This window comes from Ferrimonas pelagia (assembly GCF_039543565.1).
GTDB lineage: Bacteria > Pseudomonadota > Gammaproteobacteria > Enterobacterales > Shewanellaceae > Ferrimonas > Ferrimonas pelagia.
This window is the reverse complement of sequence record NZ_BAABJZ010000102.1, coordinates 1-14,775: the sequence shown is the minus strand read 5'-3', so window position 1 is coordinate 14,775 and position 14,775 is coordinate 1. Positions and strand designations below refer to the sequence as shown.

At 60.2% G+C, this 14,775-nt stretch carries 14 protein-coding genes; 9 read left to right on the top strand and 5 right to left on the bottom strand.

Features of this window, described 5'->3' with window-relative positions:
* Nucleotides 1-334: 334 nt before the first annotated feature.
* The 4 genes from ABEA08_RS18745 to ABEA08_RS18730 all read left to right on the top strand — a co-directional run bounded on the left by ABEA08_RS18745 (nt 335) and on the right by ABEA08_RS18730 (nt 4,756).
* Entirely contained in the window at nt 335-1,555 is a 1,221-nt protein-coding gene (locus tag ABEA08_RS18745; protein ID WP_345336934.1) for an acetamidase/formamidase family protein, read from the top strand.
* Between the two features lie 150 nt (nt 1,556-1,705).
* Nucleotides 1,706-3,193 carry a pyridoxal-phosphate dependent enzyme gene (locus ABEA08_RS18740; RefSeq protein WP_345336933.1) on the top strand — a complete coding sequence of 496 codons (1,488 nt, stop codon included), beginning with the start codon at nt 1,706-1,708 and terminating at the stop codon, nt 3,191-3,193.
* A gap of 59 nt (nt 3,194-3,252) precedes the next feature.
* Entirely contained in the window at nt 3,253-3,804 is a 552-nt protein-coding gene (locus ABEA08_RS18735) for a YSC84-related protein (protein ID WP_345336932.1), read from the top strand.
* A 280-nt stretch (nt 3,805-4,084) separates the two neighbouring features.
* Nucleotides 4,085-4,756 (top strand): hypothetical protein, encoded by a 672-nt coding sequence (locus ABEA08_RS18730; protein ID WP_345336931.1) that lies wholly within the window; start codon nt 4,085-4,087, stop codon nt 4,754-4,756.
* Here the strand turns inward: ABEA08_RS18730 and ABEA08_RS18725 are convergent.
* Complete coding sequence (locus ABEA08_RS18725; RefSeq protein ID WP_345336930.1) at nt 4,739-5,461, bottom strand: hypothetical protein; 723 nt, start codon at nt 5,459-5,461, stop codon at nt 4,739-4,741. The genes ABEA08_RS18730 and ABEA08_RS18725 overlap by 18 nt on opposite strands.
* A gap of 162 nt (nt 5,462-5,623) precedes the next feature.
* Between ABEA08_RS18725 and ABEA08_RS18720 the strand changes: the two genes are divergently transcribed.
* The 4 genes from ABEA08_RS18720 (at nt 5,624) to ABEA08_RS18705 (ending at nt 9,621) form a co-directional block, all read left to right on the top strand.
* Nucleotides 5,624-6,112 carry an NlpC/P60 family protein gene (locus ABEA08_RS18720; RefSeq protein ID WP_345336929.1) on the top strand — a complete coding sequence of 163 codons (489 nt, stop codon included), beginning with the start codon at nt 5,624-5,626 and terminating at the stop codon, nt 6,110-6,112.
* Nucleotides 6,113-6,232: 120 nt separating this feature from the next.
* Nucleotides 6,233-7,003 carry a ribonuclease H1 domain-containing protein gene (locus ABEA08_RS18715; RefSeq protein ID WP_345336928.1) on the top strand — a complete coding sequence of 257 codons (771 nt, stop codon included), beginning with the start codon at nt 6,233-6,235 and terminating at the stop codon, nt 7,001-7,003.
* Nucleotides 7,004-7,126: 123 nt separating this feature from the next.
* Nucleotides 7,127-8,605, top strand: a complete 1,479-nt coding sequence (locus ABEA08_RS18710) for a glutamate-cysteine ligase family protein (protein ID WP_345336927.1) — start codon at nt 7,127-7,129, stop codon at nt 8,603-8,605.
* Nucleotides 8,602-9,621, top strand: a complete 1,020-nt coding sequence (locus ABEA08_RS18705) for a M14 family metallopeptidase (RefSeq protein WP_345336926.1) — start codon at nt 8,602-8,604, stop codon at nt 9,619-9,621. Before ABEA08_RS18710 ends, ABEA08_RS18705 begins: the two co-directional genes overlap by 4 nt.
* Nucleotides 9,622-9,624: 3 nt before the next feature.
* On the opposite strand, the gene ABEA08_RS18700 is transcribed toward ABEA08_RS18705, so the two are convergent.
* The 3 genes from ABEA08_RS18700 to ABEA08_RS18690 form a co-directional block, all read right to left on the bottom strand.
* Nucleotides 9,625-10,164: a hypothetical protein gene (locus tag ABEA08_RS18700; RefSeq protein ID WP_345336924.1), complete on the bottom strand. Its 540-nt coding sequence runs from the start codon at nt 10,162-10,164 to the stop codon at nt 9,625-9,627.
* Between the two features lie 191 nt (nt 10,165-10,355).
* On the bottom strand, nt 10,356-11,015 hold the full coding sequence (locus ABEA08_RS18695; RefSeq protein ID WP_345336923.1) for a thiopurine S-methyltransferase: 660 nt from the start codon (nt 11,013-11,015) through the stop codon (nt 10,356-10,358).
* A 66-nt stretch (nt 11,016-11,081) separates the two neighbouring features.
* A complete protein-coding gene (locus ABEA08_RS18690; protein WP_345336922.1) occupies nt 11,082-11,441 on the bottom strand; it encodes a hypothetical protein in 360 nt (119 codons plus the stop codon).
* 151 nt (nt 11,442-11,592) lie between these two features.
* Between ABEA08_RS18690 and ABEA08_RS18685 the strand changes: the two genes are divergently transcribed.
* The gene (locus ABEA08_RS18685) at nt 11,593-13,422 is read left to right on the top strand and encodes a protein kinase domain-containing protein (RefSeq protein ID WP_425557387.1); all 1,830 of its coding nucleotides are present in this window, start codon (nt 11,593-11,595) and stop codon (nt 13,420-13,422) included.
* A 639-nt stretch (nt 13,423-14,061) separates the two neighbouring features.
* Here ABEA08_RS18685 and ABEA08_RS18680 read toward each other — a convergent pair.
* On the bottom strand, nt 14,062-14,544 hold the full coding sequence (locus ABEA08_RS18680; RefSeq protein WP_345336920.1) for a transposase: 483 nt from the start codon (nt 14,542-14,544) through the stop codon (nt 14,062-14,064).
* Between the last annotated feature and the right edge of the window lie 231 nt (nt 14,545-14,775).

Sequence of the window (14,775 nt, the reverse complement as noted above, 5' to 3'; positions counted from 1 at the left end):
TATTATTCAAATACCCTGAGTCTACCAAGTCGCCGCCTTGGATACGCCTGCAAAAACAAAGCGGAACCGACAAAGCCGTCAGTATTCCTTTGTCATCTTTTTCGCGTGATATTTGCCATCCATCCTCGGTGGGTGGAAGGCCACCCATCATAAGATGTCAGCCCAATAACCCTACTTATTGTGCGCCATTTTGGTGCTAAATATCCGCCAGTTGCACCGATAACGCGCTGATCTCGTCGCCCACAAGCAAAGATCTCGGCCAAATTCCGCAAAAACACTGTTGGCATCAAGATTGCACCTTCCTTGTTACTCAGATGTATTAAGGAGATCCACCATGTATCAGACACTTAGCTTGGCCGCGCTAGTCAGCCTCCTCCTCTCTCCGCTCGCCCACGCCGAGACCACCGAGTTAAACGGGGTGAAGATCTTGCAGCCCATGGCCGAAGCCCCCATGGTGATGACCTCCGGTGACTACGCCGGCAGCTTATACGTCCCTTCCAACCCTGACACCGTACTGTGGGGCTACCTGCCCAATCGCGACACCCCTGTCGTCGGCCAGATAGCGTCCGGCGACACTGTGGTGTTTGATACCGTCTCTCATGAAGGGATCTTGGAGGATCAGGGCCGAGACCCTTTGAGTTACTTCGGGGGACATGGGTACGCGGCGGAATACATACTCAAAGACGCCATCGAGATCACGACCTCAGACATAGAGCATGACTTTTTCAATGACGGCCCCCACATCGTAACCGGCCCCATTCACGTCAAAGGGGCAAAAGCTGGCGACATTCTTAAAGTCGACGTCGTGAAGCTGGAGCCTCGCGTCCCTTATGGCGTGATCTCCAACCGCCACGGCAAAGGCGCCTTGGTTGGCGAATACCCCAAAACCCCGGCTCAACCCAATCCCAGCGCCGAACACCCGGAGCGCTTTGGCAACGTGTCCATCCTCTCGCCGGTGCATAAAAAGGACGGCAAATACTGGGGCACCCTGCCTGCTGGCGACAAAGAGATCGTCTTTCCGCTCAACCCCTTCATGGGGATCATGGGAGTCGCACCGGACACCAGTGACAAAGTCCACTCCGTGCCACCGTCCCACTTTGGCGGCAATCTCGACGTCAAAGATCTGATCGAAGGGTCCACCGCCTACTACCACGTTAACGTCGACGGGGCGCTGTTCTATACCGGCGACAGCCACTTTGCCCAAGGCGATGGCGAGGTCGCGTTAACCGCGCTGGAGGCCTCGGTTCGCGCCACCTTCCGTTTGACCGTACTCAAGCAAGGGATCGATGCCATTCCTGGCGGCATGATTGATACCCCACTGGGCGAAACCGCCGAGTTTTGGATCCCAGTCGGATTGGATGAAGATCTGAACATCGCCATGCAAAACGCCACCCGGGCCGCCATCCGTTTCTTGGTGAATGAATACGGGATCAGCGAAGAGATCGCACTGGCCTACCTCAGCGCCAACACCGACTTTGCCGTCTCGCAAGTGGTGGATAAAACCAAAGGGATCCACGCCAAGATCCGTAAGGCCGACTTCAAACAGTTCCATTAAGCACGCAATTTGTAAGAGGGAAGGGCAAAAGTAACAGAGCGCGCAAAGCGCCGAACCGCTGCCGTAAAGATGCCCGAAGCCGTTTGGCTTCGGGCTCTTTTTTGCCCAACTGCTAGCCTGTATCTAGATCAGGCAACGCAGGGCAGACACATGGCTAATCGCTACGACAGCATTCTAGGCACCATAGGTAACACCCCGGTGGTGCGCCTCAACAACCTCGATACCCACGGCAGCACCCTGTACGTCAAGATCGAAGCCTTCAACCCGATGGGCTCGGTCAAGGACCGACTGGCACTCGGGGTGATCGAAGACGCCGAGCAACGGTGCGAGCTCAAGCCCGGTCAGACCGTGGTAGAAGCCACCAGTGGCAACACCGGCATCGGTCTGGCCATGGTCTGCGCGCAGAAAGGCTATCCTCTGGTGGTCACCATGGCGGAAAACTTCAGCGTCGAGCGGCGCAAACTGATGCGCTTTCTCGGCGCCAAGGTGGTGCTGACCCCGGCGCACGAAAAGGGCTCAGGCATGGTCGCTAAAGCGCAGGAGCTGGCCGAAACCCACGGCTGGTGGCAGTCGCGTCAGTTTGAAAACCCCGCCAACGCCGACACCCATGCCCGCACCACGGCGGTGGAGATCCTCAATGATTTTGACGACATCCCGTTACACGCCTTTGTCACCGGCTTTGGCACCAGCGGCACCCTCGCCGGGGTTTCCCGCGTGCTCAAAGCGTCGCTGCCCAACACCCGCATCATGGTGTGTGAGCCGGACAATGCCGCCATGCTCGGCAGCGGCGTCGCCCAGCCCCGCGACGCCAAGGGCGATCACAGCCAGAGTCACCCCAACTTCCGCCCTCACCTGATGCAGGGCTGGACCCCGGACTTCATCCCCAAGCTGGCCGAGCCGGTATTGGCCGCCGGGCATATCGACGGCTTCCTGCCCATCAATGGCCACGACGCGCTGAAGTGCTGTCAGGATCTGGCGCAAAAAGAGGGGATCTTCGTCGGCATTTCCGCCGGCGCCACCCTAGCCGGTGCGCTGCAGGTCACCAAGGACGCGCCAGATGGCAGCAACATTCTGTGCATGTTGCCGGACACCGGCGAGCGCTACCTCACCACCCCGCTGTTTTACGACGTCATGGAATCGATGAGCGAGGAGGAGATGACCATCGCCCGCTCGACCCCCAACCACCGTTTCGATGTCAGCCACGCGCCACCGCCCCCGGTCGATGACACGCCGGTCAGCCTGGATCCCATCGCTCAGGCCAAGGTCGAAGCCCTACTGACCGACCGCAAAACCCCGGTGGTGATGTTCGCCTTAGAGTGGTGTGAATTCTGTTGGTCGGTGCGCAAGGCATTGGCCCGCTATGGCATTGATTATCTGTCGATCGATCTCGATGCCGTGGCATACCAGCAGGACGACATCGGCACCAAGATCCGGGCCGTACTCAAGGATACGACCGGCTGGAACACCCTGCCGCAGATCTTCATCCGCGGGGAGTTCATTGGCGGCTGCACCGATCTGTTTGATCAGCTCAAGGCCGGCGAGCTGCAACAGCGCCTCATCGAGCAAGAGATCGACTTTGACCGCAGCGTCGAGCTGGATCCCTATCAGCTGTTACCCAGCTGGCTGCATCCGCGCTAACGCCCAGCAACACCCAACTTGGCTATGCTTACCCCAATGCTCAACAATAGGAATGACCAATGCGAACCGTGCTAAAAGGGTGTCTGTTCATGCTGCTACTGTGGGCACCAGCCACTTGGGCCGATCCGGCCAGCGACGCCATCGCCAAATTCAAACAAGCCTCCGCCACCCACGCCTTCTTCAACGACGCCTTTGGTTATGCCGTCTTCCCCACCATCGGCAAAGGTGGGATCGGCATTGGCGGCGCCTATGGCTCAGGCAAGGTGTTTCGTGGCGGGGTGCATACCGGCAACAGCAAGATGGCGCAGCTCACCTTCGGTTTGCAGCTCGGCGGCCAGGCCTACAGCCAGATCATCTTCTTCCAGAACAAAGACGCCTACACCGAGTTCACCAGTGGCGACTTTGAGTTTGGTGCCCAAGCCAGTGCGGTCGCGCTGACCGTTGGTGCCAGTGCCGGCGCCAATACCAAGGGCACCACCGCAGGGGCTGGCAGTGCCCAGGCGGACAACCGCTACAGTGGCGGCATGGCGATCTTCACCATGGCCAAAGGCGGGCTGATGTACGAAGCCAGCATCGGTGGCCAAGGCTTTAGCTTCGATCCCATCGATTAGCCCACTCCCATCACCGCCTCACCACAAGCAAGGCTGGCGTCCCGACTCGGATCAGCCAGCCCTTGCCCCGCGAGGGAGATAGCAGCAAACCGCATCGCCTAGTTCCCCCGCACAATGGGCTGCGCGGTGCACCCGCGGCGAATTTACCCGATTGAAGCCGCATTCTCCCTACTGAGAACTACAGCTCTGGCCCCCGTGCGCCGCCTCTATGCAAGGATCATTCTGGATCTATGGCGTCGGTCATCCGACTCTGCCCCCCATTCGCCAAAGAGGTACCCCCATGAAGCCGCTGAGCGACAGCTTTGAGCTTGCCCTGCTCAAGGTCATCGATGACAAAGCCGAGGCACTGCAGCGCCTCACTCATCAGCCGCACTTTGCCGGCATGAAACTGTCCGTCGCGCCTTGGCTGCCCGATCTGTGGTGGAATCTCGACTTCCCTGACGATCAGGAAGCCGACGATGAACTGCTCCACGCCCGCTGCGAGTTCTGTCTGTTTCTCGATCACATCCATCATCCCGAAGTGGTGACGTTGATCGATCAGATCCGCCAGCACTACCAACAGAATGACGGCGACCCATTACACAGCGTCAGCCTGCTCAATCTCAGCCTGGCCAAAGCGCTGCTGCGACCTGCGGTGATCGAACGATTCAACGCGGTGATCACCCAGGGACGAGAGTCCTGTCACGTCCCCGACTGCGTGCGCTGCCGCGATCCGCAAGCGATCAGTCAATACACACCGGGACACTGGCCCGATCCCGTTGCAGCAGGCGTACCGGCCCACCACTTTTTCAACGTCACCCGGCCCGATGGGGCCAACAAGGCCAACTACGTCGAGCTGGCCATCATGCTCGATGCCCTTGAGCGCCTGGAGACTGGCGCAACCAACCTGAAAGAGGGGCCGCTCACCGACAAGCTCAAGCAGCAGATGGAGCAACTACTCCGCTTGGGGTGACAGCAAGATCCACGTGCTATGGCCGCGCGCCAGACACACCCCAGCCTCGGAAAACAGCGCAACGCCAGCAAAGCGCTTGCGCCGTTCTTTGCCCAGCGGCCAGGCACAGATCAGGTAACGCTCAGAAACCGAAAGGGAGCGCTGGTGGATCTGCACCGTCAGCGCCCCCAGCAAGCCCGGATTGCCAGGCTCACCCAGCGTGGCGCCAAAATAGCTGGGACAATCCAGCGCCGCCCAGATCTGCTCTATCGCCAATCGATCCGACGACTCGGCCAGATCCGGATAGGGCTGCCACGGCGCCGCCACCATCTCCCGCCCCGCTACCGCACCCGCGAAGATCCTCAACCCATCCCCCTGCGCCCGATCCGGGCCACAGACGTAACAGCGCGGAAAAGGGTGCGCCTGAAAACCGACATAGCCCTGACTGGCCTCGCAGGCTTGCGCCACCGTGCAGGGCGTGGGCAGCGTCAGCGACAGATCGGCAAACGCCACGCTCGCCACCTGCGTCTCACCGTGCCAGATCTGCCCCTGCGCCGCATCACGCCGAAGTTGCAACGCCGTCTCCAGTGGCGGCGGTGCCATCAGGCGCACCGTCACCGCCCGCGTCGTCTCGGCGGCAAACGCCTGGGCAAAGCGTCCGGCGCAATAACCGCCATTGCCACTGCCGTCCGGCCCATTAAATCGTGCATCGATGCTGATCGTCATGCTTTCCCTGCCTCGGTTTAGGACGCTATCCAGTCTAACAAAGCATTACAACCAAGCCAGCCACCATAAAATCCCAGTGGAATTCACAATGACCGAATCTTATTCACTGCTTTGTTATGACAAACGCATTATCCTTCCGCCACGCCAACCAGTGAGTGCCCCATGTTCCGATCTTGCCTACACCACTTTCGATTGCTGCTGCCCGCCCTGCTACTGATCGGCTGCGCCCACAACCCCGCTCAACTCAGCAGCGTCAGCCCGACCTCCGCTGCCACCAATGAGCAGCGGATCACCCAAGCGCTGAGCGCCCAACACCAGGCCTGGGCGGGCGTGCCGCACCGCTGGGGCGGCAACAGCAAACAGGGGATCGACTGTTCGGCCCTGGTGCAACTGACCTACCGAGACCACTTCGCCGTCGCCCTGCCGCGCACCACCGCCGAGCAGGTCCAGATCGGCAGCCCGATCCGCCGCAGCGCCATCGCTCCTGGTGATCTGGTGTTCTTCAAAACCGGCGCCAATGTCCGCCATGTCGGCATGATGCTCGATGAGATCACCTTTTTGCACACCTCCTACAGCCGGGGCGTGATGCTGTCTCGGCTGGATAACCCCTATTGGTCAGCCAACTACTGGCAAGCGCGCCGCGTGTTATAAGACACGGCCAGATCAGCAACGAACCTGGCCAGATCCTCTACACTCGATGCGTCGCAACTCGAAGTCGACGACCGGAGCGCCTATGATAGGCCCCATTCAACAGCAACCATGAGCGAACCCATGGCGAAAAAGTTCTACGTCGTCTGGCAAGGACGCGAAACCGGGATCTTCACCGAATGGCCCAAGGCGCAAGCCGCCGTCAGTGGTTTTGCCGGTGCCAAGTACAAGTCCTACCCCAGTCGGGAGGCGGCCATGGCGGCCCTGAAGATGGGCCATCAAAAAGCCCTTGGCGCGGCCGCGGCGAAGCCCGCCAGCGCCTCAACACGCAAAGCCAGCGCCCCGACCGCGCGCAAAACCAGCGCGGCGCAACCGGACAGCGATGTGCTGATCTACTGCGATGGCGCCTGCGATCCCAACCCCGGCAATGCCGGTACCGGCGTCGCCGTGTATCGCCAAGGACAGCTGACGGAGCTCTGGTACGGGCTGTACAACCCACAGGGCACCAACAACACCGCCGAGCTCAACGGCCTGCACCAGTCGCTGCTCTTGGCTGAGCAAGCCCTGCAAGAGGATCTGAGTATCACCGTGCTGTGTGACTCGGTGTACGCCATCAACTGCGTCAGTGTCTGGGCCGACGGCTGGAAGAAAAAGGGCTGGAAGAAGGCCGGGGGCGAGATCAAAAACCTCGCGCTCATTCAAACCATCCACGCGCTGTGGCAGACGGTGAAGGATCGGATCAGCCTACAACACGTCAAAGGTCACGCCGGGATCGAAGGCAATGAACTGGCCGATCGCATGTCGATGGTCGCGGTGCAACAACGGGAGATCGCCTGGGTGCGCTACCCCGCCCCCTATGAACTCTCCGCCCTGCTGGCCATGCGCGCAGGCTGACACCTAGGTGCTGGCCGCACGCGGCTGGCCCCCACACCCTCCCATAACACCCTGATATTCTGCGTAGATATTCACCAGCGACTAGGGCTAAGATAACCCCATCAAGGCCAAGGAGATGACCTTATGGGACAGTCGCTGCAACAGCGCCACCACCGTCAGCAGGACTTTGAACAATTTGCCGGACGGCTGCAGCAAGATCTGCAGGATCTGGCACAACTGCTCGCCGAGCCGGGCTGGGGCAACGCCCCCGCCACCCTGGGCGCCGAGCTTGAATTCTATCTCACCGACGACCAGCAACGGCCGATGATGGCCAATCAAGCGCTACTCAGCGCCGCCGACGACCCGCTGCTGACCCCAGAGCTGAACCGCTTCAACCTGGAATTCAACTGCCCCTATACCCTCTGCCGCGGCCAACCCTTTCACCAGTTAAGCCAGCTAATCCAGCAAAAACACCAGCAACTGCGGCAACTGGCGGCGCCCATGGGCTGTCAGGTGAGTGCCATCGGCATACTGCCGACCTTAACCCGCGCCGATTTCGGCCTGGACTCCATGACCGACGAGCCGCGCTATCACCGCCTGACCGAGCAGCTATCCCAGCAGCGGGGCGGACCGTTTCAGATCAACATCAACGGCGCCGAGCCGCTGCAGATCACCGCCGACGACATGACCCTAGAGGGGGCAAACACCTCGCTACAGCTGCATCTTCGGGTCGCGCCCAGCGAATTTGCCGCACGCTACAACGCCATCCAGCTGGCCACCCCGTTCGCCTTAGCCCTGGCCGCCAACTCGCCGCTGTTTCTTGGCCATAAGCTGTGGCACGAAACTCGGATCCCCCTGTTCAAACAGTCCATCGACAGCCGCAACCTGTGCAACACCGGCTGGAAGCGCCCCGCCCGCGTCTCCTTCGGCAAGGGCTACGTGCGCCACAGTGCGCTGGAGTTATTCCGTCAAGGGGCCAGCCTGTTCCCCATCCTGCTGCCTGAGCCGGAGTCCAGCCTCCACCGGCCAGATCAAGGCCCAGCCCTGTCGGCACTGCGCCTGCACAATGGCACCGTCTGGAGCTGGAACCGACCCGTGTATGATCCCGCCGATGGCGGCCATCTGCGCATTGAGCTGCGTAGCCTGCCCGCCGGGCCGACGCCACAAGACATGATGGCCAACGCCGCGCTGGTGCTAGGCTTAAGTCAGGCACTGCTGCCTCAGTTGGATCAACTGCTCGACGCCCTGCCGTTTGAGTTTGCCGAATACAACTTCTATCGCGCCGCCCAATTTGGCCTGAACGCCAAGCTGCTTTGGCCCAATGCGCGCGGAACGCTGACGGAAACACCGCTGACGGCGCTGCTGCCTGACATGCTGGCGCGAGCCGGGCTGGGCTTACGCCAGATGGGAATAGACGCAGAGGACAGCGCGCCCTTGCTGGCACTGCTGAGTCAACGTCTGGCAAGCGGCCAAACCGGCGCCGTCTGGCAGACGCGAACACTCGATGCGCTGCAGGCCCAATGTGGCGAGCGCCGTCAAGCCTTGGCACAGATGTTCACCCTGTACCAACAACACGCCGATCGGGCGCAGCCCGTTGGCCTATGGGAGATCCCAACGTCATGAATATGGATCGGCTGCACTTTGTGCCTCTGCCCGAGCCCGCAGAGTTAGAGCGGGGTCTGTGGCATTGGCTGCAACAGCAGCCGGGTCCCGTCTGGCTCACCCAGCCCGGCCGTGATCCTGCGCGTCATCGCGTGGTGATCACCCTGCTGCACGGCAACGAGCCGTCCGGCAGTCACGGGATCTGGCAATGGCTGCAGCGCCAGCAACAACCAGCGGTCACCTGCCATTTCGCCCTGATCAACCTGCCCGCCGCGTTAGCCGACGAAGGGTTCGTCTACCGCCAACTGCCCGACCAGCCAGATCTCAATCGCGGCTTCGGCGCCGCAGGCGAGGCCACCGCCATCGCCCACGCACTGGAGAGCCAGCTGGCCCGACTGCAACCGGAGGCGGTGATCGATCTGCACAACACCTCAGGCTCCGGCCCCAGCTTTGCCGTCAGCACCCGCAACGATCCCCCGCACCGCGCCCTCGCCGCCCTATTCAGTGAACGCATGCTGTATACCGAAGTGACCCTGGGCGCCTTGATGGAATGCAGCAGTCACGACTCGCCGATCGTCACCATCGAGTGTGGCGGCGCGGTGGATCCACAAAGCAACGTGGTGGCCTATGAAGGACTGTGCCGGTTTGCCAGCCAAGCGGAGATCCTGACCGAAACCTCAGGAGACTGGCAGCTGGAGGTGCTGCGCGATCCTATCCGGGTTGAGCTGCAGTCAAACAGCGTGATCCAATACGCCGAAGGCGGCGATCCCAGCGCCGACATCACCCTGCCGCCGGACATTGAACGAATGAATTTTGGCTGGCTTAGCGGGGGCACCCAATTAGGCTGGCTGGGACGCAAAGGACTGAAGAGCCTGCAGCTGACTCAAGGCACCGAGCAGATCCCCGCCGAGCGCCTGTTTCACCAGGCCGGAGAGGCACTGCAGCTGCGTCACGACAGCAAGCTATTTATGATCACCACCAACCCCAAGATCGCGCGCAGCGATTGCCTGTTTTACGCCATCCTCAGCGAGGGGTGAGTGTTAAGCCTCATCGTCATCGCGCACCTCGGTGCACACATGGGCAATGGGCTGCTCCTGACGCAACAACACGTAGCCCTTCACCTGCTGGGTCTGAGCGGCATCGTGCATGCTCTGCCATTGGGCTTCGAACGACCATACCGCGTCGCCGGGCTTTTGCTGCTGCTTAAACTCCAGCCAGTCCGGATTAAGTGGATTGAACCGGCTGTTGGGATCGTCCGTCGCTCGCCGCTCCAAGGTATCGATACTGACCGGCTCACGCAGATATTCCGGTTTCACCACAAACGCCACCGGCTTCGCCGGTGTGGTCAACTGGGTCAACGCATCCAACAGCAGCAGTGGCCACAGCAGCACGCCCAGCGCCAGACTGATGGTCGCTTCCCACAGGGCCAAGCCGGGGCGACGGCGTCGACGCTGCCATTCGCGCTGCAAGACCTGCCAACTGGCGGACGGCGCGAAGCCATGACGCTGCCAGTGATTGCCGACCCAGATCGTCAGAAACACCACCGTGCCCATCAATGCATAACCGGTCAACCACCCCATCGTCTCTCTCCTTGCTCTACCCTATCCGCCAACGGCGTACCCCAAACACGCTGGTAGCAGCCTCTGTCGACGCTGCCGCCAACCAACCGCAGCCATTGGGCATAACCCGCCGCCACGGGTGCCAAGACACTGCCTTTATTGGCCTTAAGTAAAGTCGTCTTTATTCCTAGGCGCAACTGATCCCAGCTCAATCAAAGCCGCCGCAACCGATAAACCGCCTCATTAAGCCAGGTCACGCCCTGGGCCACAAAGCGGGCATTCTCCGGCTCGGCCAGCACATCCTCGCGGCTGAGCAGGGTCAGCTCGAAGCGGCCCTGACACAAGGCCAGCAACGCCTCCTGCGTCAGCGAAAAGGGCGGACCCGCCTTCTGCGCCTGAGGGTACTCTAAGGTGATCAGCAGTCCGCTGGCGCCCACAGGCAGCAACGCCGCCAACTGCTCGATATAGGCTTGGCGCATCTCGGCCGGGAGGGCGATCAGCGCTGCCCGATCATAAAACGCATTACACTCAGGCAGCTGACTCGGTTGAACCGTAAAGAAATCGCCCTGCAGGATCTCGAGCTTAGGCGCACGATAGCGCTGATGCGCGCCACAGGCCTGGGGCTGCACCTGCACGCCCTGCTCGTCGAAGAACTGCTCGACCGCACGGCGATCCAGCTCGATCCCGATCACCGCCCGGCCTTGATCCGCCAACCAGTTGAGATCCAGCGACTTACCGCACATGGGCACCAAGGTGACAGGAGCAGCCGGCGCAACCGCCGACCAATAACGCAATAACAGGGGATTGGGGTGGGGAAGGTGGAAGCCGATCTGACCGGTCTGCCACTTCTGAGTCCAAAATTCGACGTCCATGCACGGGCCCTCTCTAGCAAGAAAGCCCCAGATTACTGACTCACAGACAAAATAAACAGCGTACGCTTAGACCGAGATCGCCAAGACCTGACGCACTTTCACCAGCCAGGCGCAGTTATCGCAGGTACAGGCACGGCGATTGAGGTGGGCGGCGGTCAACTGCGCCTCGACGTAATCCATCGCTTTGGTCAATTCCCGCTGGATATCAGCGGTCGACTTACCCTCAATGGCCACCATCTCATCATTATGATTGAGCCATTTGCATTCGGTATCCTGATGGCAATAGATGCAGCGCTCATCAACCGGGTTATAGAAAGCCGCGTGCGGACAAAAGCGCACATCCATATTGTCGCGCATTTTTCGACGGGGATAGGCCAGCAGCTCAACCAGCTCGGCGCTATCCAATCCAAGATCTTGATATGTCATGTGACCCACCTGCATAGGACACCCAAAGAGATGATCTCAGTGTGTCACAACTCTTCGCCAACTCGATGATTCAGATCAAACGGTTGTGCCTTAGATCACATTCTTCCCACAAGCGTGCAATAAGTTATGCTAGGGCAAGTTCAAGGAGGAGATGGTGGAAAATAGCGCAAACCTACAGCACTTTTACATCGCCGAAGAGCAATCTATTTATCTTTTAAAACAAGATGATGCCAACAAACTTCGGCAATGGCTGCAGCTGTGCAAGCAACAGCTGCATCGACTCGGCTACCAACGGGTCGAGTACATCGGCAAAGGCGTCTTCGGCTTTGTTTTTGCGGGTTATTCCAGCAAAAATGAACAGGTTTTCAAATTCAGTCGATTGACCCTGCCCGACCATCTCAAGATGCGACTGGCGGAGGAGGCGGCGATCCTGGCACGGCTGGATCATCCGCTGATCCCCCGCTATGCCAACTTCGTCCGCGCGTCCGGCCAGCCCATCTTGCAGATGGCACGCGCGCCCGGGCAGGATCTGGCCTGGCGCAGTCGCCAGCTCGGTCCACTGCCCGTCACCGAGTTGGTCCCCATCGCCACCCAACTGGCCGAGATCCTGCTCTATCTGCGCCAACTGCCCCAGCCGATCATCCATGGCGATATCAAGCCCTCCAATCTGATGTACGAGCCGAGCCGGCAGCGACTCTCCTTGGTCGACTGGGGCTCAGCGGTGCCGGCCCAGCAAGATCACCTCGGTCAGCCCATTGCCAGCGGCCTGGGCTTGTATGAAGGGGATCAAGGCTCCAACGCCCATATGGGCGACATCTATTTTATCGGCAAGGATCAACTCGACGGACGCCCCTCCTCACCCCGCTTTGACGAGCAAGGCGCCGCAGCCACCCTCTATGCCCTGGCTTCCGGCCAGATCAGCCGCTTTGGCCATCAGATCCGCCCGGCCCGCTCGCTCGGCCTGCCCGAGCCACTGGCGCAGATCCTCGACGCCATGCTGTCGGACGATCCCACCACCCGCGCCGCCGGTGGCGATCACTTCCTGGCGACCTTGCCTGCCGCCCGTCACTGGCTGCTGTTGCCGCCGCCGCTCCAAGCCCCGGCGCAACAGTTGCCGGTCTGGGTGCATCAGATCGGGCAGGAGATCGACACCGTCTCCTATAGCTCACGCAAATCGTTTCTGCGCGACAATCAGCAGATCCCGCTCTCGCCCCAGCGCGAAGCGGATCTGCAACTGGCCCACTACTACCGCGACTTCCTCAATGGCATGGGCGACAACGAGAAAGCCTTTGTCACCGCCGTCACCCAACTGGGTCACTATCCCCTGCTGGGCGGATTGGCGCTGCACTGGCACAACGACGGCGTCGACATCGACTCCAGCCTGCACCTGCAAGATCCCCAATATCAAAGCGCGTTTCAGTATGCGGTCAACAACCTGGTCAGTCTCGCCCGCGCCCTGCGCCCCCATGCCAGCGACGCCGTGTTCAAGGCCTGCTTCTTCGATGCCCGCGCCACCTTGCACCTGGAGCGTCAGGACGCCCACAGCCGATTTGTTCTCCCCCCCAGCTTGGCGCTGCCGTTTGAGATCAGCGAAACCACCGAGCAGGAACACAAGAGTCGACTGCACTCCTACTTTGAGGATGGCCGCGATCCCGATGAAAACCTGGTTCTGCCGCAGACGATCCTCAATGAGTTGGCCAAGCTCAACCTCATTCACCACACCGGCTGCATCATCTTCGAGGTGCTGCCAGATCACCTCAAGATCCACTCCTACCTGCGCCTACTCAATCCACGCAAACAGGTCGAGTTTCGCGCCTGTCTCGATCGGATCCTCGCCTGCGTGCCGCAGATCGCCGATCTCGGCGTCTCCGGCTTTATGAAGTTGCCCTACAAAAACACCCGCCGGTTTGAGCATGTGGCTTGTCAGCCGGATCGGTTTTACCCCAAGGATCCGCGGCGGCATAACTGGACTTCGTCTTAGTTTTTATGGGTGTTGGCACACGGCCTAAGTAGACGCCTGCGGCGTGGGGCTTAAGTGGGGAATGTGTTGGCACACGGCTTGGGTGATAACGCCTGCGGCGTGCTGGCTTCTGTGAGTAGTGTGTTGGCACACGGCTTGGGTGGTGACGCCTGCGGCGTGCGGGCTTAGGTAGGGAATGTGTTGGCACACGGCTTGAGTGATAACGCCTGCAGCGTGCTGGCTTAGGTGGGGAATGTGTTGGCACACGGCTTGGGTGGTAACGCCTGCGGCGTGCCAAGTTTTGTATTGAACCAAAGATCTTAGTCGCGTTGGCGACGGCAAGGAGAGGGGCTCCGCCCCTCCCCACTCCCCTTTATCTCCCTTCGTCGCTGCGCTCCTCGAAGTCGACGGAGATCAAAAACGGCGTTGCTGGCAGGTTCCGCGTGCCTGCGCCCGGCTTGCTCTTCGCTTACGTCGTGCTCGGGCCGACGCGCTTGGAGTCGCCATTTTCCCAGAGCAAAAGCGGCCAGCCGCTTTCGAAAATCACTCCGCCAAGCTCCCGGTCTGCCCTCACCCAACGACACTCAGCGCCGGTCTTGGGGACAATCATCGAGTAAAACGGCATTTCAATGTCTCTGACCCTGAGGGATCCCCACGAATTTAATTGAGCCATGCATCGCTGTAGCTCCGTGTTTTCGCTCGGAGTTGCTGCATAGCATCTGCCCACTGTTGGGGCGTGAAACTTATCCAGTTGGCTCTCAGCACACGCAGCCCGAGATAGCACAGGCTCAGCACTCGGCGTTTACTAACGGTATTCGCTTGGAACTGGCGGTGCAGTCCGCTGGCCTGCGTCGCTTGCCCGATCAGGCAAAGACCGATGTGGGCGATTGTTCCCAGCATAACCAAGATGGACATGCGTTTTACCACCCGGCTTTTGTGCAGGTTCATTCCCAGGCCGAAACGCTCGGACTTCTGATCGCGAAATGACTCTTCGATCTGCATTCGTGAGGCGTAGATATCAACGATATTCTTGGCTTGCTTCGTCTCGACCGGCAGATTGGTTGCGAGCAGCCATGGCTCGTTGGCTCCTTTCGCCGCCTTTAGGCTTGTCCTGGAACGTCTCACTTGGCCGCGTTGGGTCATGGAATGACGCCCTTTGGGTTTAGCTTTGTACAGCACCAACTTGGGCTTGAAGCGGTGCTTTTTCGTCAGTTCATACGACTTGAGCAGCGTTGGTGTTTCCGTTGCTAAATAACTGATCCTAATTGTGCTCCACTATCTGCAATCCATGACCACCACCCGGGAATGGTGAGGCGTTGTTCATGAAGTACTTCACCCGCCGGATCAGTTGCCACATGTGCTTGCATCGATGAT

What these genes read in the sequence shown, in the direction of transcription:
- ABEA08_RS18745 (WP_345336934.1), top strand. Translation starts at nt 335, where the DNA reads ATGTATCAGACACTTAGCTTGGCCGCGCTAGTCAGCCTCCTCCTCTCT.
- ABEA08_RS18740 (WP_345336933.1), top strand. Translation starts at nt 1,706, where the DNA reads ATGGCTAATCGCTACGACAGCATTCTAGGCACCATAGGTAACACCCCG.
- ABEA08_RS18735 (WP_345336932.1), top strand. Translation starts at nt 3,253, where the DNA reads ATGCGAACCGTGCTAAAAGGGTGTCTGTTCATGCTGCTACTGTGGGCA.
- ABEA08_RS18730 (WP_345336931.1), top strand. Translation starts at nt 4,085, where the DNA reads ATGAAGCCGCTGAGCGACAGCTTTGAGCTTGCCCTGCTCAAGGTCATC.
- ABEA08_RS18725 (WP_345336930.1), bottom strand. Translation starts at nt 5,461, where the DNA reads ATGACGATCAGCATCGATGCACGATTTAATGGGCCGGACGGCAGTGGC.
- ABEA08_RS18720 (WP_345336929.1), top strand. Translation starts at nt 5,624, where the DNA reads ATGTTCCGATCTTGCCTACACCACTTTCGATTGCTGCTGCCCGCCCTG.
- ABEA08_RS18715 (WP_345336928.1), top strand. Translation starts at nt 6,233, where the DNA reads ATGGCGAAAAAGTTCTACGTCGTCTGGCAAGGACGCGAAACCGGGATC.
- ABEA08_RS18710 (WP_345336927.1), top strand. Translation starts at nt 7,127, where the DNA reads ATGGGACAGTCGCTGCAACAGCGCCACCACCGTCAGCAGGACTTTGAA.
- ABEA08_RS18705 (WP_345336926.1), top strand. Translation starts at nt 8,602, where the DNA reads ATGAATATGGATCGGCTGCACTTTGTGCCTCTGCCCGAGCCCGCAGAG.
- ABEA08_RS18700 (WP_345336924.1), bottom strand. Translation starts at nt 10,164, where the DNA reads ATGGGGTGGTTGACCGGTTATGCATTGATGGGCACGGTGGTGTTTCTG.
- ABEA08_RS18695 (WP_345336923.1), bottom strand. Translation starts at nt 11,015, where the DNA reads ATGGACGTCGAATTTTGGACTCAGAAGTGGCAGACCGGTCAGATCGGC.
- ABEA08_RS18690 (WP_345336922.1), bottom strand. Translation starts at nt 11,441, where the DNA reads ATGACATATCAAGATCTTGGATTGGATAGCGCCGAGCTGGTTGAGCTG.
- ABEA08_RS18685 (WP_425557387.1), top strand. Translation starts at nt 11,593, where the DNA reads ATGGTGGAAAATAGCGCAAACCTACAGCACTTTTACATCGCCGAAGAG.
- ABEA08_RS18680 (WP_345336920.1), bottom strand. Translation starts at nt 14,544, where the DNA reads ATGACCCAACGCGGCCAAGTGAGACGTTCCAGGACAAGCCTAAAGGCG.